The organism is Ruegeria sp. CDSA020 (assembly GCF_059612345.1).
The window spans coordinates 77241-99495 of the sequence record NZ_JBXWQK010000012.1 but is presented as its reverse complement, the minus strand read 5'-3'; the positions used below and the strand labels follow the sequence as shown (position 1 = coordinate 99495).

Here is a 22255-nt window from a genome sequence, read left to right as displayed (position 1 = left end):
TTCGGCTTCGGCTTCGGCTTCGGCTTCGGCTTCGGCTTCGGCTTCGGCTTCGGCTTCGGCTTCGGCTTCGGCTTCGGCTTCGGAAGGCGTTTCTTCTACAGGGTCAGCATCGTCAACAGGTGCCTCATCCGGGATCTGGACAATGTCCTCGACTGCGTCAGCCTTGGGGTCATCTTCCGGCTTTTGATCGGTTTTCTTCTTACCAGCCACCGCAATGTTCCCCTTTTCGAATCCAAAACAACCTGAACAACTAACCAGACTAAGTTAATCTGTGGCCTCGCCGCCCTCAACCCGCATCGCATGTTTCACAACCTTTTTAACGGCTTTCCGCATTTTCTTCGGTGTCGGCTCTTCGGCAATCTTCAGGCGGACATAATCCAAGGAATAAAGGGGTTCAGCCGTGGCCTCGCTGATTGCAGCCAGCCAAAGTGGTGCCGAACCCACCCAGATGTCGGCAAATTGTCGCGCTGTTCTGGGTGAAAATATGGGGGCAATCACCGGTTCATTGCCCTCAGCAACGGCGCCTGCCCGATCTGTGAGCGGTAACAGGTGCTGTTTATAGACAGGCTGTTCACGCACAGCCAGACCGGATTCGGTCAACCGTTCAGCAATGTTACCCCGGCTGTGCTCCCCCCGAAGATGAAGCAGCGGGCTTTGGGGCCGGTGCTTTAGCAGGTTTGCAATCAGCTCTTCGGCGGTAGCACCCACCATCCGGGCATCCCAGCCCGCGCCTTTGGCCGTTCCGGTGGTAACAGGACCGACACAAAAGGCCGGCATCTTTCGAGATACATCTAAAGACATCGCCGCATTTACGGCGTTGGCCGAAGTAAAGATCAGCCCCTTTGCTTCATCCGCATGCACTTGCACCGCCAAAGGTTTTATTTCCAGGATCGGCGAATGGATAACCTCTACCCGGCTTCTGATGCGGGTTGGCAACTGCGCGACGAACCTTTCAGACGCAGCGCGCGGGCGGGTCATCAACAAATACAACAGTTGGCGCCTTCGGCCTTGGGATTGTTTGCATCCGCGCAGGGTGATACCCCGCTTGGCAACCAAGGTGTAACGGATCAGGCCAATGGTGCAAACACTTACTGTCCTCGGGTTGGAAAGCAGCTGTGATGACACGGCCGCCGCAGTCGTGCGCCAATCCGATGATACAGCCGCCGAGGTGCTGTCCTCGGTTGTCTATGGCCAGACCGAATTGCACAGCGCATTTGGTGGCGTGGTGCCCGAGATTGCCGCCCGCGCCCATGCGGAAAAGCTGGATATCTGTGTGATGCAGGCTTTAGAGGCCGCAGGTTTGGGCCTTGCCGACATGGACGCTATTGCCGTAACCGCCGGTCCCGGCCTGATTGGGGGGGTTATGTCGGGCGTCATGTGCGCCAAAGGGATCAGTGCCGCCACGGGCCTGCCATTGATCGGAGTCAACCATCTGGCCGGTCACGCGCTGACGCCACGCCTGACGGACGGGATCGCGTTTCCCTACCTGATGCTGCTGGTCTCGGGCGGGCACTGCCAATATCTGATTGCCCATGGGCCCGAGCAATTCACCCGTCTCGGCGGCACCATCGACGATGCCCCGGGCGAGGCCTTTGACAAGACAGCCCGCCTGCTGGGCCTACCGCAACCCGGTGGCCCCTCGGTCGAGGTCGAAGCCCGCACGGGCGATCCCAAGCGGTTCCGGTTTCCGCGGCCACTGCTGGACCGTCCGGGCTGCGATTTGTCCTTTTCCGGGCTCAAGACCGCGCTGATGCGAATGCGCGACCAGATCGTGGCTGAAAAAGGTGGCCTGACGCGACAGGACCGCGCCGATCTTTGCGCCGGGTTCCAACAAGCCATCGTGGACACTTTGGCCGAGAAAACCCGCCGCGCAATCGACCTTTACCTATTGGAGGGCCCTGCGGAGGCGGTTGTGTCTGTTGCGGGCGGCGTTGCAGCAAATACGGCCATTCGCACCGCGTTAGAGTCTATCTGCGCCGAAAAAAGTGCCAGATTTACCGCCCCCCCGTTGGCCCTGTGCACCGACAATGCCGCCATGATCGCCTATGCCGGAATTGAACGTTTCCGCACGGGTGCCCGCGATGATCTGACCCTGACCGCGCGTCCGCGTTGGCCTCTGGATCAAACCAGCCCGGCCATGTTGGGCAGCGGTAAAAAAGGAGCCAAAGCATGAGCGTGTCGGTTCTGGGATCCGGAGCGTTTGGAACAGCTCTGGCGATTTCGCTGGCCGGGAAAGGCCCCGTCACGCTATGGGCTCGGGATCCGGAACAGGCCCAGATGATGCAGAACCATCGCGTAAACAGCGCGCGCCTGCCGAATGCACCTTTGCCCAAGGCGATCACGGTTACTTCGGACGCTGATCTGGCGGCAGAAAGCGAAATCATCCTCCTGTCCGTGCCGATGCAGAAATTGCGGAGCGCGCTGTGTGTGCATTCCGCTACCCTCAGAGATAAAACGCTGGTCGCCTGCTGCAAAGGGATAGAGCTGACCTCGGGCCTTGGGCCGGTTTCCGTTGTCCGTGAAACCATCCCAGAGGCACGCGCTGCGTTGTTGACCGGGCCAAGCTTTGCGGACGACATCGCGCGCGGCCTTCCCACCGCATTGACCCTCGCTTGTGCGGATGATGCGATTGGCCGTGACCTGCAGCATGAATTGAGCACCACAAATCTGCGCCTCTATCGCACTGCGGATACTGTCGGTGCCGAGCTCGGCGGGGCCCTGAAAAACGTCATGGCCATCGGGTGCGGGGCCTGCATTGGCGAAGGCATGGGCGAAAGTGCCCGTGCCGCCCTTATGACGCGGGGCTTTGCCGAGATGCAGCGCTTTGCGCTGATGCGCGGGGCCCGCCCTGAAACATTGATGGGCCTGTCGGGTATGGGTGATCTGGTACTGACCTGCTGTTCCGAACTGTCCCGGAACTATCGATTTGGCCTGTCGCTTGGGCGTCGGGATGCTTTTGACACAAACACAACCGTCGAAGGTGTTGCCACGGCCAAGGCTTTGGCCAAAATTGCCAAAGCAGAAGATTTGGACATGCCCATTAGCACCATCGTGTCAGAAATAAGCACCGGAGAATGCAGCGTTGGCGAGGCCATCCGCTGGCTGCTGAACCGACCCCTGAAGGAGGAATAACATGCTGATCGCCCTTATCGCCAAGGATAAACCCGACGCGCTGCAAACCCGGCTGGATAACCGTTCCGCCCATCTTGCCTATATCGAAGAAACCGGTGTTGTTGCCCAGGCCGGGCCCCTTCTGGAAGGCGATGCGATGATCGGATCACTGATCATCCTCGAGGTCGAGGATATGACGGCGGCGCAAAACTGGGCCGACAATGATCCCTATGCCAAAGCAGGTCTGTTCCAGTCAGTTGATCTGATCGTCTGGAAAAAGGTGGTCGGCTGATGGCGTATTGGCTGTTCAAATCCGAACCCTCGACCTGGAGTTGGGACCAGCAAGTCGCCAAGGGCGCAGAGGGCGAAGAATGGGATGGGGTGCGCAACTATCAGGCACGCAATTTCATGCGGCAGATGGCCGTGGGCGACCGTGGTTTTTTCTATCATTCGCAAAAAGACAAGGCGATTGTCGGCATTGTTGAGGTTTGCGCCGAAGCCCATCCAGACAGCACCACCGAAGATGAGCGTTGGGAATGTGTGGATATCAAAGCCGTGCGCCCGTTCACCATCCCGGTCACGCTGGATCAGATCAAAGTGGATGAACGTCTGGATGAGATGGTTCTGGTCAAGAATTCCCGCCTGTCCGTACAACCGGTCAGCGATGCCGAATGGCAGGTGATCTGCGATCTGGGGCAGACGAAATCGGATTGATTATAGGGAAGGTCCTGACAGATGCAGAACCTTCCCTACCCCGCGTGCTCCCGACTCACCACACGCGTATAGAATTTCGGTTCTGACCGTCCTGGTCACAAACTGACACTAGCCCATTTGGCCGGTTTGGCACAAACAACAAGTACCTAAAATTGGAAACGCCCGCCACAGATCGGGCGGGCGCTGATTGGTCGAAACCCGGATTTAGCTATAGACCGACTCTTTGCCGAAATGCTTGGTCAGCATATAGTAAACGACAGCACGATACTTGTTGCGCTCGGACATGCCATAGGTTTCCAGCGCTTTGTTGATCGCTTCCATCAGCTCGGGGCCGTCGGAAAGCCCCAGCTTCTTGATCAGGAAGTTATTCTTGACGGTCTCAATTTCACCTGACTGAGTTGCTGCCACGGTCGACGCGTCGGCGTCATAAATCGCCGGACCACATCCGATTGTGACCTTGGTCAAGAGGTCCATGTCGGGGTCCATCCCGCATTTGTTTTTCAGATCATCTGCGTATTTAGCGATCAGTTCGTCGCGTTTTCCCATGAATATTTCTCCCGTTGAGCAGCTTTGGCTGCGATTTTCAATGCGCCTATGAACAGGTGTCGGAAGGTTAGTCAGTTGTTCTGTTTACACAAAGGGAAAATTTCAGGTCATTCCCCGTAAGCGAAATTATGGCAGCACAGATAGACTCCGCGTACCACAATGCCTGATTCTGGCCTTCTGTAAGGGTCAGGTGGTTTGGATTCAGGGCGCAGCGGGAAAATGTTGAAACCAGTGCAGCGTGCCGACATGGCACCTACTAACCGACCGGTGGTTATCTGCAATATCCCCAACCCGGTCCCTGAAGATGGAAGTGGTCCGCATGCAGCCGGTTGTAGTTTGGCCCAAGTACCACCCGAAACCATTCGCATGCACCCCGGCCAATCCGGTGTAGAAAATCTGCTTCGGGTCCGGGTGTTGTCCAGTCCGACAGCAGGCTCAGGCTTCGCCCATCTGCCAACTCGACCCCGACAATATCGATGGCATCAGCGGTGGCATGACTGCTCCAACCGCTGTCCTTTCCCTGCGCGGTGCGCATTCGCCGGCAGTTATAGCTGCCCAGGTGGCGCAAGCTGCGCACCCTGCTGCCCAACATCTCGCGCGCGGCGGGTTGGACCACATGGTGTTCCCACATGACCAATCGCAGAGCCGTGGCACAACGGGTCTCGACGCCATTGACGCTGGCCGTGGTTAAGCCCGAGAGAACCCCGCGCCCGGCTATTCCGCATTTCTGGTCGACAATCAGATCCTCGACCAGGGAAAAGCTTACCCCCGCCCCGACCAATGCGGTCCTGCACTGCGTTTCATCGGCCAAAGCTCGTCGCATTTGCACAGGTGTGACCGGCGTGACCCGAGCCGTAATGGTCAGATCTCGCAAGGGGTTCCAGTGGTCCGGAACCGGTGATTGCGGGTGGGACAAAAGCCAGTAGCCACCCCCGCCCATCAAAACCACCAAGGCGAGTGCTGAGAAAACGAAAGACGCCGCCAGATGCAATATCCGACGGCGTCCAGAAGGTTTGGTCACGCCTGACCCGCAATCAATAGCGGTAATGTTCAGGCTTATAGGGGCCTTCCGGATTCACACCGATATACGATGCCTGTTCGCTGTCCATCTGCGTCAGCTTCACGCCGATACGGTCCAAATGCAGGCGTGCAACCTTCTCGTCCAGATGTTTAGGCAGGATGTAGACCTTGTTTTCGTACTGATCACCTTTGGTGAACAGCTCAATCTGGGCCAACACCTGATTGGTGAACGAAGCCGACATCACAAAAGACGGATGACCGGTGGCGTTGCCCAGGTTCAGCAGGCGGCCTTCGGACAGCAGGATCAGACGATTGCCCGAGGGCATCTCGATCATGTCCACCTGTTCCTTGATGTTGGTCCACTTGTGGTTCTTCAGGCTAGCCACCTGAATTTCGTTGTCAAAGTGACCAATGTTGCCGACGATGGCCATGTCCTTCATCGCGCGCATATGCTCGATGCGGATCACATCCTTGTTGCCGGTCGTGGTGATGAAGATATCCGCGCTGTCAACTTCGTCTTCCAGCAGCGTAACCTCGAACCCGTCCATCGCGGCCTGCAGGGCGCAGATCGGATCAACTTCGGTCACTTTCACACGGGCACCGGCACCGCGCAGCGACGCGGCCGAGCCTTTGCCCACGTCACCATAGCCACAGACCACGGCAACTTTACCAGCCATCATAGTGTCGGTGGCGCGGCGGATACCGTCGACCAGCGATTCCTTACAGCCATATTTGTTGTCGAACTTCGACTTGGTGACACTGTCGTTGACGTTGATCGCAGGGAAAGGCAGTTGGCCTTCCCTGACCAGCTGGTACAGACGGTTCACGCCGGTCGTGGTTTCTTCGGACACGCCTTGGATCTGGTCGCGCATTTTGGTGAACCAACCGGGGGACGCGGCCATACGTTTGGCGATCTGCGCCTTGATGGCCTCTTCCTCTTCCGAGCCCGGTACGGGGATAATGTCTTCGCCCGCTTCGGCGCGGGCGCCCAGCAGGATATACAGCGTCGCATCGCCGCCATCGTCCAGGATCATGTTGGGGCCGTCGGTGAACAGGAAGGATTTATCCAGATAATCCCAATGCTCTTCCAGCGTCTGGCCCTTGATGGCGAACACCGGAATTCCGGCTTCGGCAATCGCCGCCGCCGCGTGGTCCTGGGTTGAGAAGATGTTGCACGACGCCCAACGCACATCCGCGCCCAGCGCCACAAGTGTTTCGATCAGAACGGCTGTCTGGATGGTCATGTGCAGCGACCCGACAATACGCGCGCCCTTCAGGGGCTTTGCGTTACCGTATTCCGCGCGCAGGGCCATCAGGCCCGGCATCTCGGTCTCTGCAATATCCAGTTCTTTGCGGCCAAACCCGGCCAGCGAAATGTCTTTGACGATATAGTCCCCGGCCATCAGGTGCTCCATTCCGGTATAATTCAATCCGGGTTGCCCTAGCATCCCTTTCGGGACGTGGCAACGCAGATGGCCGGAAACGGGGTTTTAAGCCGCCAAAATCAACTTGGTATGCCCTCTACCTTGATTTTGGGGATCGCTTGGAAAAAGTCGGTCCCAACGGCGACAATGCAGCTGATGCCGTTCGGACGTGTCACCAAAACGGTATAGCTACCCGTTTCCTCTGAGGTCCAGACCTCCATCACCGATTGCGAGCCACGGGATTTTTGCAATCCGCCAAAGGCCAGTTCCTCGGAATAATTGTCCTGTAGCGTTGAAATCAGTTGATCACGCAACGCACAGCTTTGCTGGGCAAAGGCAGGCGGTGCAGTGGCGGCCATACCAAAGGCCAGAGCAATTCCTAACAAACGCTTGAACATAGCAAGCTCCTTTCGATACGAGTTACGTCCGAGAGGGGCACACCGGGAGGAGCATGCGCCCCCCTCGGTACAAATGTCGGTATCACCGCGCGCTTGTTCAAAGCACGATTGCTCAAGAAAAAGTTGGCAGCTGGTGATCTTGACAGGTACAGCTTACCACAAAAATGCGAATTTAATGTGTCCCACTTCACAAGGCATGGCAGAATGGCAACACAACCCCGCGCATGGCAAAGAATGCTGTCCGGGCGCAGGCTGGACCTGCTGGACCCAACACCGGTGGATATCGAGATTGAGGATATCGCGCATGGGCTGGCCTTTGTGGCCCGCTGGAACGGGCAGACACATGGCGATTTCGCCTATTCGGTGGCCGAGCATTCGCTGTTGGTCGAAGAGCTTTTTGGTCGTATTGCCCCCAAGGCACCGGTCAAATGGCGGCTGGCGGCCCTGTTACACGATGCGCCGGAATACGTGATCGGAGATATGATCTCTCCGGTCAAATCCGCTGTCGGTCCCGACTATGGCGCACTGGATGACCGGCTGGCTGCGGCGATCCACATCCGGTTTGGCCTGCCTGCTGCGGTGCCTAAAACGGTTAAACGGCAAATCAAAAAGGCCGACAAGATCAGCGCCTGGATGGAAGCCACCCAGATCGCGGGCTTTTCCGAGACCGAGGCGACAAAATTCTTCGGCCGCCCGGACAGGGTTATTATGGAAGGGCTGCAGATCAAATTGCGGCCACCCGTTGAAGTAAGATGTGCCTATACGCATAGACATTCAGCATTGATGGCCGAGATTGGGCCCTGACCACTTTCAGCTTTCTGATCGCGCCACCTTCTGAAAGACTTTGCCGTCAATCTCATGGGCATGCCAACGCACTGGCGTCGCCTTCAGATTTGTTATTTCGGCCTTGCCCTCAGTCTTCTGTACTTCAATCTGCATAATCGTGCTGCTGGCAATGTCTCTATCGGCGAAACCCCACAGCAGACTTCCTAGGGAATAGGCGATTGGCACCGTCCGATCTCCGGTCTGTGTGCGATACAGCTGAATCGGCTGAGGGACATGGGGGTGGTGGCAGACGATAAGATCAGCTCCGAATTCGGCCAAGTCCTGTGCGGCCGCTTGCTGCGCTCGGCGCGGGAACAGCTCGAACTCATGACCCCAATGAATAATCGCAATAACCAGATCACAGCCAGCCGCTTTTGCGTTCGAAATCTGTGTCTTTAGAAGGGTGGTGTCCGGCGCTTGATGCTTTGAAGTCAGCTTGGCGATATTGATGCTCTGCTTTTGACCTTCAGGAAGCGCGTGGCCGTTGGTACCAAAAGCGCAGGACGCAAATCCGAACTTTATCCCTTTTCGTTCGATCGTTTTGACGGCTGTGGCTTCTGTCAAACTCTCATTCACGCCGATTTGCATGATATTTCTGTCACTTAAGACGTTCAGAGTTGTCTCAAGCCCCTCAACACCCATGTCGAGAATATGGTTGTTTGCAAGGTTCAAAACATCAATGAACCTCTCGTTATGGCTGGTCAAAGCATCGAACTGTTCTTCCGACGCACATTCGATCGGCGGGCCAGCGTCCCCGATCACTTCGTCAATCAAAGGCTGTGTCGTTACAGGTGACTCGTAGTTGGCGACCAAAATATCATCCTGAAACAAAAGATCTTCAATCTCAGCATATACTTGATCTTTTGCGACACTGGCCCTGTGGGTTCTTAGAATGTCCCCGGCAAAGCTCAGAGTGACCGAATTTGATGTGTCACTGATGTCAGCGGTTAAAAGTCGTACGGCCGTTTTAGTCATAAAGCCGGACTGATCCAGCTCCGCTTCAGGCTGCTGAATGGGGTTCTTACTTTTATAGACCCAGTACAGGTTGTCCAAAATGTTCATTTCGGAAAGCTCACCCGCAGCGCCCTTTCGTGGTCGCGCCCAAAACCCAAATCTCTCTGCTGCCCAGGTGACAACAGAGACAATGACTTTAAGGGCAGGGTTGGAAATACGGAGGCTTTCGTATGGCGTATTAGGGAGCGGCGACACTTCGATACATCTCAACTATTTGTTCGGAAAATATAATTATTGAACTTAACGACAACACAAACTGGTTAACAGACACTAAATTAAAGTCTTCAGGGGTGGCGGTCCATCAGCCGCGACAAAGCATATGTTTGGTGGCCGCATGTCGAGACTCAATTCGGTTTTTCGGCTTCATGAGTTCTGGTCTGTTATGCGCAAGCTAAACCCACGACCTCATCGCGGGCTACGCTTCGCCAAGATCCGTTGCAATGTCCGGCGGTGCATGTTCAGGCGTCGCGCGGTTTCACTGACGTTGCGATCACACAACTCATAGACCCGCTGGATATGCTCCCAGCGCACGCGATCCGCGCTCATTGGGTTTTCCGGCGGCGGGGGCAGCTCGTCGCCCTTTGCCAGCAATGCGTTGGTGATGTCGGTGGCGTCGGCGGGCTTCGACAAATAGTCGGTGGCACCGATCTTGACGGCAGCCACAGCGGTGGCAATCGCGCCGTACCCTGTCAGAACCACAACCCGGCTGTCGGGGCGCTTTTCGCGCAGCACTTCGACCACATCCAGGCCGTTGCCATCCTCCAACCGCAGGTCAACAACCGCATATGCAGGTGGACGTGCTGTGGAAATTGCGCGGCCAGCGGCGACAGAGCCCGCGGTTTCAACCTCGAACCCGCGTTTTTCCATGGCCTTGGCCAGACGTCTCAGAAACGGTTCGTCATCATCCACCAATAACAGCGATTTATCCGGGCCGATGTCGAGGTCAGAGCTGTCCGCCATATTCTATTCTTTCCGCTAATTCACGCCGTTGGCTTAAACATGAGTAATAGCAGCGCCATTGCAAAGGTCAAACAGACCGTTGCGTTCTAGATCTTGTCCAGAAAGCAGCCCACCTTGTCAGCCATCTGCTCGGCTGTGTCATTGCGATCGAAAAATTCGATAAACCCGTCCTGGGGTGTGACCAGATAAGTAAAGGTCGAGTGATCAACCAGATAGTACTCATCACTTTTGTCATGGGCCTTATAATAGGTCTTATAGGCCTTGCTGGCGGCCTTGACCTGATCGGGCGTGCCGGTCAGGGCGATGGTCTTACCACCAAGGTTAAAGGCGTAATCTGCCATAACTTCGGGTGTGTCGCGATCCGGGTCGATCGAGATAAACAGCGGCGTCACCGATTGCCCGCGTTCGGCCAGAATATCCACCGCTTCGGCATTGCGGGACATGTCAAAGGGGCAAACATCCGGACAGAAGGTATAGCCGAAGTAGACAAGCGTAGGTTCGGTTATCACCTGTTTGTCGGTCACAGTCTCGCCCTTGCCGTTGATCAGTTCGAAGGGCCCGCCAATGGTGGCCGTACCCCCTGCGATCTGGCTGGACCGGCACTGCGCGAATTTGTCGTCCGAGCCTGCGCCGCGCGTCAGCAGCCACATGGCCCCCAGACCTACGGCCAAAACAACTGTTGCAAGGATAGCGTATAGACGGACCATGGCATCTTACCTGACGATAGAGGAGTTGTTGATCGTTCCGGCCGGGACACCTATCAAGATGAACAGCCGACGCAACAGGACATAATGGACCAATGGCAGATTCCAACATCACTTTTTGGCCTGGTCAGGAACGCAGCTGGATTCGCCTGCGGACGCTGATCCTGCTGCGCTGGGTGGCCATCTTTGGCCAGATCACCGCAATCACCGTGGCGCAACAGACCTATGATGTGCAGTTGGATGTGACGCTGTGCTATCTGGCCATTGGCATTTCGGTCATGGGCAACTTGACGGCTATTCTTGTCTTTCCACGCAACAAACGCCTGTCCGAGTTCGAAAACTTTCTGATGGTGTTGTTCGATTTGTTGCAGCTGACCATCCTGCTGTACCTTACCGGAGGCCTCAATAATCCGTTCGCCTTGCTGTTGGTGGGTCCTGTGACGATCTCTGCCAATGTCATGAGCACCCGGTCAACGCTGATCATCGGTACGGTGGCCATCATTCTGACCACGCTGCTAGCCGAATTTCACCTTCCCCTGCACACGGATGGCGGTGTGGATCTTGAGATCCCCGATATCCTTCTTTTCGGAAACTGGGCTGCCATCGTTATCGCGATCGTTTTCCTGGGGGCCTATTCCCACCGCGTAAGCTCTGAGGTGCAGTCGATGTCTCAGGCGCTGTCGGCCACGCATATGGCCCTCGCACGTGAACAGAAACTGACCGATCTTGGTGGAGTTGTCGCCGCCGCCGCGCACGAACTTGGAACACCTCTGGCAACAATCAAACTGACCAGTGCCGAACTGATTGAAGAGCTGGACGACCGCCCGGACCTGAAAGAAGACGCCGCCTTGATCCGCGAACAGGCCAATCGTTGCCGCGACATTCTGCGCGACATGGGGCGGGCTGGCAAAGACGACCTCCACCTGAGACAGGCCCCCCTGTCCACTGTCATCCATGAGGCCGCCGAGCCACATATCAACCGCGGCAAGCAGGTTCACTTTGCCGAAGGTCCGGTCGGGGATGGCGATGTTCAACAACCTTCGATCCTGCGTAAACCTGAGATCATCCACGGAATGCGCAACCTCATCCAGAATGCTGTGGATTTCGCGCGCAGCAACGTCTGGGTCGAAGCGGAATGGACAGCCGAAAGGATTACGATCAACATCATGGATGACGGCCGCGGGTATCCTTCGCAAATGATTGGCCGGATCGGGGATCCGTTCATGCGCCGACGGCGGGCAGAATCGGAAAAGCGGGCCCGGCCGGAATATGAAGGTATGGGCCTGGGCCTGTTCATCGCAAAAACCCTGCTGGAACGCAGCGGTGCGCATTTGGACTTCGCCAATGGCTCTGATCCATATCAGACCTTGTCGGACAATCCCGAACGTATAGGGGCCATCGTCCGGGTATCCTGGCCGCGAAAACTTGTGGATGCACAGACCGGCGACACCCCCGTTCCTTCAGGTGTAAATCAGCATATCCAAGTCTGAGTTAAGACCCCGTTAACCATTTCCACCCATAGCTATACCCGTGAATTCACCGCGGGAGAGCACATGGTCGACTGGATCATATTGGCCGTCATCAGTGTGGTGTCTGCCAGTCTGGCAGTTCAATGGCTTTTGCCCCGTCGTCAGCAGACAAGTGACAATTTCGGCCTGTCCGAGCCGGCCTCGTTGTTCAATGTCGTGTTTCTGTTCGACGGTGACCGCCTGATCAGCCACACAGACATCGCTCTGGATGGGTTTGAGGCTGTGCGCGACTGGTCAGATCTGCGTCGGCTGCTGCAGCGGGATTTTCCGGGCTTTCCTGAAACCCCTGAACGCGTCAGGCACGAAGGGAATCTAGTCATCCCCGCCATTGATTGTTCGGTCGAGCGGGACGTTTTGTGCGAATGGATCGACGGGGTCGTGCGCGTACAGCTGCGGGAAAGCTCTGATTACCCCAGAACCGTATTGCGCGAGAATAGCGATCCGATCCGCCTGGCGATGGAACTGGCGCCCTACCCGGTCTGGCATCTGGATTATCAAAACAAGATCCGCTGGTGCAACGCCGCCTATGTCTCGCTTGTCCGCAAAGTGCGCGGTGGCGATACCGACCTGACTGCACCTCTTTTTCCCGGGCCCGAAAATGGCGCGCGTATCAGCGCCAAGACCCGTGTATTCATTTCGTCCGAAGACAGTGCAAACAAGCTTTGGTTTGACCTGACGATGGTGGACCATCCGGAAGGCAGCCTTTGCTACGCTGTGGACATCAACGCCATCGTCGCCGCCGAGACGGCGCAGCGAAAATTCGTACAGACGATGACCAAAACCTTTGCACAGCTGTCCATCGGCTTGGCCATTTTTGACAGAAATCGCCAACTTGCCCTGTTCAACCCCGCCTTGATTGACCTGACCACCCTGCCCCCGGATTTCCTGAGCTGCCGCCCCAACCTGTCCAGTTTCTTTGACCGCCTGCGCGATCAGCACATGATGCCGGAACCCAAGAACTATCGCAGCTGGCGTAATCAGATGAACGATCTGCTGGAGGCCGCAGAAGACGGAAATTACCAGGAAACATGGTCGCTGCCATCCGGCTCGGTCTATTCCGTCAGCGGCCGCCCGCACCCGGATGGTGCGGTGGCCTTTCTGTTCGAAGATATCACGGCCGAGATCACGTTGACCCGCCGCTTTCGGGCGGAAATGGATTTGATGCAATCCATCCTGGATAAGCTGGCCGACGCGGTTGCCGTTTTCGGTGATGACGGTACCTTGGCCTTCACCAATTATGCCTATCAGAAATTATGGGGTGAAGCCGATGGTGCCGGATTTGAACCCGACACGGTTCTGGACGTGACCCGCAACTGGCAGAAACATTGCACGGCCACTCCGATTTTGGGTGAAATCCGGGATTTCGTGGAAATGCGGGACAGTCGGGCTGAGTGGTCAGCCAGAATCCAGATGCGTAACGGAACCGATCTGAACTGCACCATCTGCCCATTGCAAAACGGGGCCACTATCATTCGATTTGCCACGCACAATGCGTTGCCACAGCACGAGATACAGCAAATCAGCGCCTGAACCGGGTTGCAGCCAATCCAGCGTGGGGCCATTGTGGCGCCATGACGTTACCACCCCTCAGGATCACCCTGAATTCGCCCGAAGATACGACAAATTTTGCCAGTCGGCTGGGCGCGATTCTGCATCCGGGCGACATCCTGCTGCTGCAGGGTGAGATCGGAACCGGTAAGACCCATTTCGCGCGCAGTCTGATCCAATCGCTGATGACCCGGCCCGAGGATGTGCCCTCGCCCACATTCACGCTGGTTCAGGTCTATGACACCCGTAAAGGTGAGATCTGGCACTGCGATCTATACCGGCTGAGCGCGGTGGAGGAAGTCGAAGAGCTTGGGCTGGCCGAAGCGATGGAACAAGCGATCTGCCTGATTGAGTGGCCCGAGAAACTGGGCCCGCTGACACCCGGTTCTGCCCTGACCATGACATTTGAAACAGACCCGGACATGCTGGATATGCGTCACATCACCCTCACATGGACCGACGAAAAATGGGCTCAAAAACTGGAGGTCAGCGAATGACAAACCGCGCCGTCCTTGCCGAAGCTCTGATTTCACGCACGCCGTGGTCCAAGGCCCGCCGAGAGCCTTTGGCGGGGGATGCCTCGAACCGCCGGTACGAGCGCCTGACCGACCCGGTTACGGGCAAGTCCGCTGTTCTGATGGATTCACCACCGGGCCAGGCGGAACCGGTCGAAGCCTTCGTACGGATGGCCCGGCATTTACAATCTATCGGACTAAGCGCCCCACAGATCTACGCCGAAGACACGCAATATGGGTTTCTTCTTCTGGAAGACCTTGGCGATGACCTGTTCGCGCGGGTTCTGGTCAAACATCCCGATATGGAGCGGGAATTATACGAGGCCGCAACAGATGTCCTGATCACGTTGCACGAGGCCCCGACCCTGTCGCTGCAATCTTACGGCCCGGCACTGATGACCGAACTGGCGGCCTTATCCTTCACCAAATACGCCCAAGGGGTTCTTGGCGAATATGACCGGGATGCGCAGGATCGGTTCGAACACCGATTTGCTGATATCCTGCATCAAGAAACATCCAGCACCAAAGTTGTTGTCCAACGGGATTACCACGCGGAAAACCTGATCTGGCTCCCTGACCGCCAAGGGGTTGAGCGGGTTGGATTGCTGGATTTTCAGACCGCCATGCTGGGCCATCCTGCCTATGATCTTGTGTCTTTGCTCCAGGATGTGCGCCGCAAAGTGACGCCGGGTACGGAAATGCGGATGGTCAGCCACTATATCTCGGCTATGGGCGTCAACGATCATGATTTCCGCAGTGCCTATGCCGTGCTGGGGGCCCAGCGAAATCTGCGGATTCTTGGTGTGTTTACCCGGCTTGCGACTGAGTATGGCAAACCCCATTACATCGATTTTATCCCCGCTGCGTGGGACCATCTAATGCGGGATCTGGATCACCCGGCGCTGGTGAATGTTGCCGACCTGCTGCGCGCGGCTCTGCCCACACCAACACCCGAAAACCTGAACAGGCTCAGACAGAGATGACCCAGCCCCCCAATGCCGTCATGCTGTTCGCAGCCGGGTTCGGCACCCGTATGGGCACCCTGACCCTGAACCGCCCCAAGCCGCTGATCGAGGTAGCCGGGCGCCCGCTGATCGACCACGCGCTTGATTTGGTTGACGCGCTTGGGCCGGTTCGCAAAGTGGCCAACCTGCACTATCTGCCGGATCAGCTTGAGGCGCATTTGGCACCGAAAGGCGTACTTGCTTCACACGAACAGCCCGACATTCTGGATACTGGGGGCGGATTACGGGCAGCTTTGCCCTTATTAGGGTCTGATTCAGTGTTCACGTTGAATTCAGATGCCATATGGTCCGGCCCAAACCCGCTGACAATGCTGCGGGCCGCCTGGAACCCTGATTTGATGGACGCATTGCTAATGTGCATCCCGACCGCGCAGGCGATTGGTCATGCCGGCGCCGGAGACTTTACTGCTGATGAAGCGGGCCGGATTACCCGCGGCCCCGGATTGATCTACGGAGGCGCGCAGATCATGAAGACGGAAGGGCTGGTCAAAATTCCAGACAAGGTGTTTTCGCTGAACCTGCTTTGGGATCGGATGCAAAAGAAAGACCGGCTGTTTGCCCTAACCTATCCCGGCCGCTGGTGCGATGTTGGCCATCCGAAAGGGATCGCCCTTGCTGAAGGTCTGTTGGCGGATGTTTGACCCCTCACCCCTGCCCCGCGTCTTTGCCGTACCTCCGGGTGTGGATTTTCCAAAGACGCTGGTCCGGGGGTTGAGAAATCGCTGTGCCGCTCTTCCGCCCGAGGCTTTGGCCCGAGTGGAGCTGGTTGTTAACACGCGGCGTATGGCTCGCAGGGTGCGTGAGCTATTCGACCAGGGCCCTGCCTGTTTGTTGCCGCGCCTTTCACTGGTGACTGATCTGGGTGAAAGCGTGAATCTGGCGCAGATACCACCCGCAATCCCGCCCCTACGACGGCGGCTGGAATTGACGCAGCTGGTCTCGAAGCTGCTGGATCAACAACCGGATCTGGCGGCGCGCTCGTCTTTGTTTGACCTGTCAGACAGTCTGGCCGCATTGATAGATGAGATGCAGGGCGAAGGCGTTTCACCCGAAGCGATCCGGCGGCTAGATGTCGGCGACATGTCTGGGCATTGGGCCCGCGCGCAGGCGTTTATCGGGATTGCGGATCAGTTCATCGACACAGAAGACGACATCCTGGACACGCAGGCCCGGCAGCGCCGCGTGGTCGAGAACCTAATCGAACATTGGCGAGTGGATCCACCTCAGCACCCGCTCATTCTTGCCGGCTCGACGGGGTCACGGGGAACGACACTGATGCTGATGCAAGCCGTTGCCTGCCTGCCGCAAGGCGCATTGATCCTGCCGGGTTTTGACTTTGACCAGCCCGATAAGGTCTGGGCTCAGCTGGATGCGGCGTTAACCTCTGAGGATCACCCGCAATACCGGTTCCGAAAACTCATGAACCAGCTTGGGCTGAGTCCGGATCAAATCACAGCCTGGACCCAGGACAATCCGCCCTCACCCGCCCGTAACAAACTGATATCGCTTGCGTTACGCCCTGCCCCGATCACGGATGCGTGGATGTCCGAAGGCCCGCAACTGACCGATCTGCATGGTGCAACCAAGGACCTGACCCTGGTCGAGGCGCAGTCCCCCCGGGCCGAGGCCCTGGCCATAGCACTCCGCTTGCGAGAGGCGGCTGAAACCGGCCAGACCGCCGCTCTGATCACCCCCGACCGCATGCTGACTCGTCAGGTCAGCGCTGCGCTGGACCGGTGGAACATCCTGCCCGATGACAGTGCTGGCCTGCCGCTGCAGCTGTCCCCGCCCGGACGGTTCCTGCGCCATGTCGCGGCCCTGTTCGCGCGTCGATTGGACGGCGAAGCGCTGTTGACCCTGCTGAAACATCCGCTCTGCCATGACGGGGGCGAGCGTGGCTCTCATCTGTTGCACACCCGCGATCTGGAACTGGACCTGCGCCGCCACGGGCCGCCATTCCCGGATGCCGCCAGCCTGACGGCATTTGCCATCCGCAAAGAGGTGCCCGAAGGCTGGGTCCATTGGTTGGTGCAGCATTTCTGCGACCAGCAAATTGCTGATGAGTTGCCACTGGCGGATTGGGTTGGTCGCCTCTGCGGGTTGGCTCAGGCCATTTCCGCCGGTCACACTGACGATCCCGGCACTTTGTGGGACAAGAACGCCGGTCAAAGGGCCTTGGCGGTTGTGACCGAGCTGCGAAATGAGGCTCAGCATGGCGGCACCATGACCGCCCATGACTTTGCCGATCTGCTGGGTGCTTTGCTGGCCGGAGAAGAGGTCCGCGACCGCGACGCGCCACACCCCCGGATCATGATCTGGGGCACGCTCGAGGCCCGGGTGCAGGGCGCCGATTTGCTAATCCTTGGCGGTTTGAACGAGGGCAGTTGGCCCGAGGCGCCCGCGCCCGATCCCTGGTTGAACAGGCAGATGCGCGATAAGGCCGGGCTGTTGCTGCCAGAGCGGCGCATTGGCCTGTCGGCACATGACTTTCAGCAGGCTATCGGCGCGCCCGAGGTCTGGCTGACCCGGTCGACCCGGTCCGACGATGCCGAAACCGTTCCTTCCCGCTGGTTGAATCGGTTAACCAACCTGTTGAGTGGCCTGGCTGAACAGGGTGGCCAAACCGCCCTTGCAGAAATGCGCGGCCGAGGGCGGCAATATCTGGGGTGGTCCGAACAACTAGAATACGCTCCAGAAATCAAGGCGGCACCGCGCCCATCTCCGCGCCCTCCGGTCGGGTCGCGCCCGCGCCGCCTGAGCGTCACCGAGTTCAAGCGCCTGATCCGTGATCCTTATGCGATCTACGCCAAACATGTGCTGCGGTTAAAACCTCTGGACCCTTTGGTTCAGGCCCCGGATGCGCTGCTGCGCGGGATCGTGATCCACGAGATTTTGGAGCAATTCGTCAAGGACAGCGTGCTGGACACGGCCTTGCTGACACGCGAAAGCTTCCTGAAACGCGCCGAAAGCCTGCTGGTCCAGCATGTCCCATGGCCCACAGCGCGCAAATTATGGCTCGCGCGGCTGGAACGGATTGCGGATGATTTCCTGCGGGCCGAGAACACCCGGCGCAGCGATGGTGGGCCTGTGGCTTTTGAGGCCGCGATGAAGCTGGCGCTCAGTCCGCTGGATTTCACCATAGTCGGGCGCGCCGACCGCATTGACCTGAACAGCCGCGGGGCGCTGCGGCTGGTCGACTATAAAACCGGTGCGCCCCCGACCGAAAGCCAGCAGGCCAAGTTTGACAAACAGTTGCTGATCGAAGCCGCAATGGCCGAGCAGGGCGGGATCGAAGGGTTTGACCCGTTGCCTGTGGCCGAAGCAATTTTTGTCGGCATGGGCGGCACCTATAAAGAGATACCCGCGCCTCTGACCAAAGAGCCGGTCGACAAGGTCCTGGCTGAGCTGAAACAGCTGGTTTCCTCTTATTTAGAGCCTGATCAGGGCTTCACCTCGCGCCGCATGCTGCACAAGGATACCGATATCGGGGACTATGATCATCTGGCACGTTTCGGTGAGTGGGACCGAACCAGCAACAGTGCCCCCGAGGACCTGAAATGAGCGCCCGCAACGACGCCACCGAACGGCAGGTGCAGGCCGCACGACCCGATGCCTCGACCTGGCTGGCGGCAAATGCGGGATCTGGCAAAACGCGGGTTCTGACCGATCGGGTGGCGCGGCTGTTGCTGGACGGGGTGCAGCCGCAACACATCCTCTGCCTGACTTACACTAAGGCTGCAGCCAGCGAGATGCAAAACCGGTTGTTCAAACGCCTCGGTGAGTGGGCCATGCTGGGGGATGCTCCGCTATTGGCGCAGTTGACCGATCTGGGCGTTCAGGGTGCGATTGACCCGGACCGTCTGGCACAGGCCCGCACATTGTTTGCCCGTGCGATCGAAACGCCCGGCGGGCTGAAAATTCAGACCATCCACTCTTTCTGCGCCTCGCTGCTGCGCCGTTTCCCACTTGAGGCTGGAGTAAGCCCACAATTCACCGAGATGGAGGATCGGGCCGCCGCCTTGCTGCGCGAAGAAATCGTCGAGGATTTTGCCCAAGGGCCTATGGCCAATCTGATCGGCGATGTCGCCCGTTTTGTGACTGACACAGGGTTCGACAAACTGACCGCCGCCATCACGCAAAAGCGCAATCTGTTTGCGCAGGCCGTCGATTGGTCGCAGGTTTTGCAGCAATTCAATCTGCCCGCCGGTTTTGACGAACAGCTCTTGCTGGGTCAGGTGTTTTTGGGGGGTGAGGTCGACCTTATTCGCAGCGTCCTGCCCGCACTAACCGAAAGCGGCGGGAACAACGCCAAGGCAGCCACCAGGCTAGCAGCCTTCACCCGTTCCGAAATCGGCGCGCTGCCAGTGCTTGAGGATGTATTTCTAACCGGAAAGGCGGCCAAGGACCCGTTTACCGCCAAGATTAACGCTTTCCCGACCAAACCCCTGCGCGAAGGTGTTCTGGCGGGTCAGATGCCACAGCTAGAGGCGTTGATGTTGCGCATTGAAGCCGCGCGTGAACAGCGGCTTGCACTGGTTGCGGCCCGCAAAACGCTGGCGCTTCATCGGTTCGCAATGGCCTTTCTGCCAGAATATGAGCGGCGCAAGCAACTGCGCGGCTGGCTGGACTTTGACGACCTGATCTTGCGCGCCCGAAACGTACTGAACGACCCGGCGGTAGCGTCTTGGGTATTGTACCGGCTGGACGGCGGGATTGACCACATTCTTGTGGATGAGGCCCAGGATACCAGCCCGGACCAATGGGACGTCGTCGAAAAGTTGGCGCAGGAATTCACCAGCGGGGAGGGGGCCCGGTCCGGGATTGAGCGCACTATTTTCGTGGTGGGTGACAAGAAACAATCGATCTATTCCTTTCAAGGCGCCGACCCTCAGGCCTTTGACCGGATGCAGGCCGAGTTTGGGCGGAAACTGGCAGAATCAGGCTCTAAACTGTGGGATTCCACGCTGGAGTACTCGTTCCGATCCTCCAGCGCCATTCTGTCTCTGGTCGATATTCTGTTCGAAAATCATGCCGAGGCCGGGTTTCACAAAGAAAGCCAGCACCGCGCCTTCAAGTCCGATCTGCCAGGGCGCGTCGACCTATGGCCGGTGGTCGAGAAAGTCAAAGACGAGGAAGATACCGAATGGACCGACCCGGTGGACCGCCCTGGTGCGCGCCACCATACCGTTGTTCTGGCCGAGCAGGTTGCACAGTCGATCAGGGATATGATCGAACAGGGGGAAACCATCCCCGAAGATGGCGAGGTACCGGGCAGTTTCGTCCGGCGAAAGGTACAGCCGGGGGATTTTCTGATCCTCGTCCAGCGCCGCTCGGACCTGTTTGCTGAGATCATCCGCGCCTGCAAGGCTGCCGAACTGCCGATTGCAGGGGCTGACCGGTTGAAGGTCGGAGCCGAGCTTGCGGTCAAGGACCTGGCGGCTCTGCTGAGCTTTTTGGCCACGCCCGAAGACAGCTTGTCGCTGGCCACGGTACTGAAATCGCCTCTATTTGGCTGGTCCGAACAGCGGCTTTTTGATCTGGCACATCGGCGACAAGAGCAATTCCTTTGGGCAGCGCTGCGAAATCGGGCCGAGGAGTTTCCCGAGACGCTGGCCATTCTGAATGATCTACGCAGCCAAATCGACTTTCTGCGCCCCTATGACCTGATCGAGCGGATTCTGACCCGTCATCACGGGAGACGCCTGTTGTTGGGTCGGCTGGGCCCCGAGGCCGAAGACGGCATCAACGCGCTGTTGTCACAGGCGCTGGCCTATGAACGCACCGACATTCCAAGCCTGACAGGTTTTTTAGTCTGGATGCAGACAGACGATCTGGAGATCAAACGGCAGATGAGCGGTGTCGGCAACATGATCCGCGTGATGACCGTGCACGGATCGAAAGGGTTGGAAGCCCCCATCGTGATCCTGCCGGATACCGGCAGACGACAAGCCCCGCGCGATGCCGAGATCATGGTGACGGATGCTAAGCCACTATGGAAAGTACCGGCAGACGCGTCCCCGGCTCTGATCGCGCAGGCGCGAGCCGAAGCGCGCGAACGGGAAGAGAATGAGCGGTTGCGCCTGTTATACGTGGCGCTGACCCGGGCAGAGAAGTGGCTAATCGTCGGTGCGGCAGGGGATGTCGGCAAGGACGGAACCAGTTGGTATCAACTGGTGCAGACGGCTATGGCGCGGGCAGGGGCAACAGCTTTGCCCAACAGTGAGATCCTGCGCTTGTCGCACGGAGATTGGCATGGTCCCGAATTTATCGAACACACAGGCGCCGTTCATGCCCACAGCGAATTGCCGCCGACCTTCCTGAATTCCGCCCCCGCGGTTGATGCGGCGCCGGAAACCCTCAGCCCGTCTGATCTGGGCGGGGCCAAAGCCTTGCCCGGGGACATGGGCCAGGATGAAGAGGCCGCCAAGCTGCGCGGCACCCGCCTGCACCTGCTGCTGGAGCATTTGCCGCGGGTCCTTCCTGAGAACTGGCCGCAGCTTTGCGCACGGGTTCTTCCCGATATGCGTGAGACCGAGCGGCAAGGATTGCTGGCCGAGGTGCAAAATGTGTTGACGGCGGATCACCTGAAGGCCGTGTTCGCCCCCGATACCTTGGCCGAAGTCCCGGTAACGGCCGATCTGGGCAGTCGGCGTATCCATGGTGTCATTGATCGGCTGATCGTCACTGAAACGGACGTCCAAGTAATTGATTTTAAATCGAATATGACAGTTCCAGACAATGCAGCATCCTGCCCCGAAGGACTGCTGCGGCAGATGGGTGCCTATGCTGATTCATTGTCGCAGATCTATCCGGACCGCGAAGTCAGAACTGCAATTCTGTGGACCCGAACAGCCCAGCTGATGTGGCTGCCACACGATCTGGTGAAAGCTGCGCTAACCCGTGCGCTGACGCCTTGACCTTG

The 22255-nt window shown here is 58.0% G+C and carries 20 protein-coding genes and 1 pseudogene; 12 read left to right on the top strand and 9 right to left on the bottom strand.

The features are described from left to right. Nucleotides 1-210 (bottom strand): annotated as a pseudogene (locus tag AC2FJW_RS18220) (hypothetical protein); the annotation flags it as partial. Between the two features lie 54 nt (nt 211-264). Beyond that, nucleotides 265-978 (bottom strand): uroporphyrinogen-III synthase, encoded by a 714-nt coding sequence (locus AC2FJW_RS18215; RefSeq protein ID WP_496750954.1) that lies wholly within the window; start codon nt 976-978, stop codon nt 265-267. 97 nt (nt 979-1075) lie between these two features. On the opposite strand from AC2FJW_RS18215, the gene tsaD reads away from it, so the two are divergent. The 4 genes from tsaD to AC2FJW_RS18195 are packed head-to-tail and all read left to right on the top strand — an operon-like array spanning nt 1076 to nt 3825. Then, nucleotides 1076-2173 (top strand): tRNA (adenosine(37)-N6)-threonylcarbamoyltransferase complex transferase subunit TsaD, encoded by a 1098-nt coding sequence (gene tsaD / locus AC2FJW_RS18210; protein WP_496750952.1) that lies wholly within the window; start codon nt 1076-1078, stop codon nt 2171-2173. Continuing rightward, on the top strand, nt 2170-3132 hold the full coding sequence (locus AC2FJW_RS18205) for an NAD(P)H-dependent glycerol-3-phosphate dehydrogenase (RefSeq protein WP_496750950.1): 963 nt from the start codon (nt 2170-2172) through the stop codon (nt 3130-3132). Before tsaD ends, AC2FJW_RS18205 begins: the two co-directional genes overlap by 4 nt. 1 nt (nt 3133) lies before the next feature. Beyond that, nucleotides 3134-3403 (top strand): YciI family protein, encoded by a 270-nt coding sequence (locus tag AC2FJW_RS18200; protein ID WP_282027485.1) that lies wholly within the window; start codon nt 3134-3136, stop codon nt 3401-3403. After that, nucleotides 3403-3825 (top strand): EVE domain-containing protein, encoded by a 423-nt coding sequence (locus tag AC2FJW_RS18195; RefSeq protein WP_281995804.1) that lies wholly within the window; start codon nt 3403-3405, stop codon nt 3823-3825. The genes AC2FJW_RS18200 and AC2FJW_RS18195 overlap by 1 nt, the downstream gene beginning before the upstream one ends. A 204-nt stretch (nt 3826-4029) precedes the next feature. Here the strand turns inward: AC2FJW_RS18195 and AC2FJW_RS18190 are convergent, their stop codons facing one another. The 4 genes from AC2FJW_RS18190 to AC2FJW_RS18175 all read right to left on the bottom strand — a co-directional run bounded on the left by AC2FJW_RS18190 (nt 4030) and on the right by AC2FJW_RS18175 (nt 7213). Continuing rightward, a complete protein-coding gene (locus AC2FJW_RS18190) occupies nt 4030-4371 on the bottom strand; it encodes a DUF2853 family protein (protein WP_496694381.1) in 342 nt (113 codons plus the stop codon). A 271-nt stretch (nt 4372-4642) separates the two neighbouring features. Next, nucleotides 4643-5392, bottom strand: a complete 750-nt coding sequence (locus AC2FJW_RS18185; protein WP_496750948.1) for an extensin-like domain-containing protein — start codon at nt 5390-5392, stop codon at nt 4643-4645. A 13-nt stretch (nt 5393-5405) separates the two neighbouring features. Then, complete coding sequence (ahcY, locus tag AC2FJW_RS18180; protein WP_282022174.1) at nt 5406-6794, bottom strand: adenosylhomocysteinase; 1389 nt, start codon at nt 6792-6794, stop codon at nt 5406-5408. Nucleotides 6795-6895: 101 nt separating this feature from the next. After that, nucleotides 6896-7213 (bottom strand): hypothetical protein, encoded by a 318-nt coding sequence (locus AC2FJW_RS18175; RefSeq protein ID WP_281995806.1) that lies wholly within the window; start codon nt 7211-7213, stop codon nt 6896-6898. Nucleotides 7214-7417: 204 nt separating this feature from the next. Here AC2FJW_RS18175 and AC2FJW_RS18170 point away from each other — a divergent pair, with 204 nt between their 5' ends. Next, nucleotides 7418-8017 (top strand): HD domain-containing protein, encoded by a 600-nt coding sequence (locus tag AC2FJW_RS18170; RefSeq protein ID WP_281995807.1) that lies wholly within the window; start codon nt 7418-7420, stop codon nt 8015-8017. 6 nt (nt 8018-8023) lie between these two features. Here AC2FJW_RS18170 and AC2FJW_RS18165 read toward each other — a convergent pair whose 3' ends face one another. The 3 genes from AC2FJW_RS18165 to AC2FJW_RS18155 all read right to left on the bottom strand — a co-directional run bounded on the left by AC2FJW_RS18165 (nt 8024) and on the right by AC2FJW_RS18155 (nt 10719). Then, nucleotides 8024-9262 carry a CapA family protein gene (locus tag AC2FJW_RS18165; RefSeq protein WP_496750946.1) on the bottom strand — a complete coding sequence of 413 codons (1239 nt, stop codon included), beginning with the start codon at nt 9260-9262 and terminating at the stop codon, nt 8024-8026. Nucleotides 9263-9457: 195 nt separating this feature from the next. Then, nucleotides 9458-10012 (bottom strand): ActR/PrrA/RegA family redox response regulator transcription factor, encoded by a 555-nt coding sequence (locus AC2FJW_RS18160; RefSeq protein ID WP_142637470.1) that lies wholly within the window; start codon nt 10010-10012, stop codon nt 9458-9460. An 86-nt stretch (nt 10013-10098) separates the two neighbouring features. Continuing rightward, the gene (locus AC2FJW_RS18155; RefSeq protein WP_281973374.1) at nt 10099-10719 is read right to left on the bottom strand and encodes an SCO family protein; all 621 of its coding nucleotides are present in this window, start codon (nt 10717-10719) and stop codon (nt 10099-10101) included. A 92-nt stretch (nt 10720-10811) separates the two neighbouring features. On the opposite strand from AC2FJW_RS18155, the gene regB reads away from it, so the two are divergent. From regB to addA, 7 genes are all read left to right on the top strand, one after another. Next, the gene (gene regB / locus AC2FJW_RS18150) at nt 10812-12206 is read left to right on the top strand and encodes a sensor histidine kinase RegB (RefSeq protein WP_142637465.1); all 1395 of its coding nucleotides are present in this window, start codon (nt 10812-10814) and stop codon (nt 12204-12206) included. A gap of 63 nt (nt 12207-12269) precedes the next feature. Next, complete coding sequence (locus AC2FJW_RS18145) at nt 12270-13775, top strand: PAS-domain containing protein (protein WP_142637463.1); 1506 nt, start codon at nt 12270-12272, stop codon at nt 13773-13775. 41 nt (nt 13776-13816) lie between these two features. After that, nucleotides 13817-14290 (top strand): tRNA (adenosine(37)-N6)-threonylcarbamoyltransferase complex ATPase subunit type 1 TsaE, encoded by a 474-nt coding sequence (tsaE, locus tag AC2FJW_RS18140; RefSeq protein WP_496690190.1) that lies wholly within the window; start codon nt 13817-13819, stop codon nt 14288-14290. Continuing rightward, nucleotides 14287-15291 (top strand): aminoglycoside phosphotransferase family protein, encoded by a 1005-nt coding sequence (locus AC2FJW_RS18135; RefSeq protein ID WP_496698664.1) that lies wholly within the window; start codon nt 14287-14289, stop codon nt 15289-15291. The genes tsaE and AC2FJW_RS18135 overlap by 4 nt, the downstream gene beginning before the upstream one ends. Further along, nucleotides 15288-15974: a nucleotidyltransferase family protein gene (locus AC2FJW_RS18130; RefSeq protein ID WP_496698666.1), complete on the top strand. Its 687-nt coding sequence runs from the start codon at nt 15288-15290 to the stop codon at nt 15972-15974. Before AC2FJW_RS18135 ends, AC2FJW_RS18130 begins: the two co-directional genes overlap by 4 nt. Beyond that, on the top strand, nt 15967-18894 hold the full coding sequence (gene addB, locus AC2FJW_RS18125; RefSeq protein WP_496750960.1) for a double-strand break repair protein AddB: 2928 nt from the start codon (nt 15967-15969) through the stop codon (nt 18892-18894). Before AC2FJW_RS18130 ends, addB begins: the two co-directional genes overlap by 8 nt. After that, nucleotides 18891-22250 carry a double-strand break repair helicase AddA gene (addA, locus tag AC2FJW_RS18120; protein ID WP_496750945.1) on the top strand — a complete coding sequence of 1120 codons (3360 nt, stop codon included), beginning with the start codon at nt 18891-18893 and terminating at the stop codon, nt 22248-22250. The genes addB and addA overlap by 4 nt, the downstream gene beginning before the upstream one ends. Nucleotides 22251-22255 lie beyond the last annotated feature (5 nt).

What these genes read in the sequence shown, in the direction of transcription:
- ahcY (WP_282022174.1), bottom strand. Translation starts at nt 6,794, where the DNA reads ATGGCCGGGGACTATATCGTCAAAGACATTTCGCTGGCCGGGTTTGGC.
- AC2FJW_RS18170 (WP_281995807.1), top strand. Translation starts at nt 7,418, where the DNA reads ATGGCAACACAACCCCGCGCATGGCAAAGAATGCTGTCCGGGCGCAGG.
- addB (WP_496750960.1), top strand. Translation starts at nt 15,967, where the DNA reads ATGTTTGACCCCTCACCCCTGCCCCGCGTCTTTGCCGTACCTCCGGGT.
- regB (WP_142637465.1), top strand. Translation starts at nt 10,812, where the DNA reads ATGGCAGATTCCAACATCACTTTTTGGCCTGGTCAGGAACGCAGCTGG.
- AC2FJW_RS18205 (WP_496750950.1), top strand. Translation starts at nt 2,170, where the DNA reads ATGAGCGTGTCGGTTCTGGGATCCGGAGCGTTTGGAACAGCTCTGGCG.
- AC2FJW_RS18155 (WP_281973374.1), bottom strand. Translation starts at nt 10,719, where the DNA reads ATGGTCCGTCTATACGCTATCCTTGCAACAGTTGTTTTGGCCGTAGGT.
- AC2FJW_RS18145 (WP_142637463.1), top strand. Translation starts at nt 12,270, where the DNA reads ATGGTCGACTGGATCATATTGGCCGTCATCAGTGTGGTGTCTGCCAGT.
- AC2FJW_RS18190 (WP_496694381.1), bottom strand. Translation starts at nt 4,371, where the DNA reads ATGGGAAAACGCGACGAACTGATCGCTAAATACGCAGATGATCTGAAA.
- AC2FJW_RS18195 (WP_281995804.1), top strand. Translation starts at nt 3,403, where the DNA reads ATGGCGTATTGGCTGTTCAAATCCGAACCCTCGACCTGGAGTTGGGAC.
- addA (WP_496750945.1), top strand. Translation starts at nt 18,891, where the DNA reads ATGAGCGCCCGCAACGACGCCACCGAACGGCAGGTGCAGGCCGCACGA.
- AC2FJW_RS18160 (WP_142637470.1), bottom strand. Translation starts at nt 10,012, where the DNA reads ATGGCGGACAGCTCTGACCTCGACATCGGCCCGGATAAATCGCTGTTA.
- tsaE (WP_496690190.1), top strand. Translation starts at nt 13,817, where the DNA reads ATGACGTTACCACCCCTCAGGATCACCCTGAATTCGCCCGAAGATACG.
- AC2FJW_RS18135 (WP_496698664.1), top strand. Translation starts at nt 14,287, where the DNA reads ATGACAAACCGCGCCGTCCTTGCCGAAGCTCTGATTTCACGCACGCCG.
- AC2FJW_RS18175 (WP_281995806.1), bottom strand. Translation starts at nt 7,213, where the DNA reads ATGTTCAAGCGTTTGTTAGGAATTGCTCTGGCCTTTGGTATGGCCGCC.
- AC2FJW_RS18215 (WP_496750954.1), bottom strand. Translation starts at nt 978, where the DNA reads ATGACCCGCCCGCGCGCTGCGTCTGAAAGGTTCGTCGCGCAGTTGCCA.
- tsaD (WP_496750952.1), top strand. Translation starts at nt 1,076, where the DNA reads ATGGTGCAAACACTTACTGTCCTCGGGTTGGAAAGCAGCTGTGATGAC.
- AC2FJW_RS18130 (WP_496698666.1), top strand. Translation starts at nt 15,288, where the DNA reads ATGACCCAGCCCCCCAATGCCGTCATGCTGTTCGCAGCCGGGTTCGGC.
- AC2FJW_RS18200 (WP_282027485.1), top strand. Translation starts at nt 3,134, where the DNA reads ATGCTGATCGCCCTTATCGCCAAGGATAAACCCGACGCGCTGCAAACC.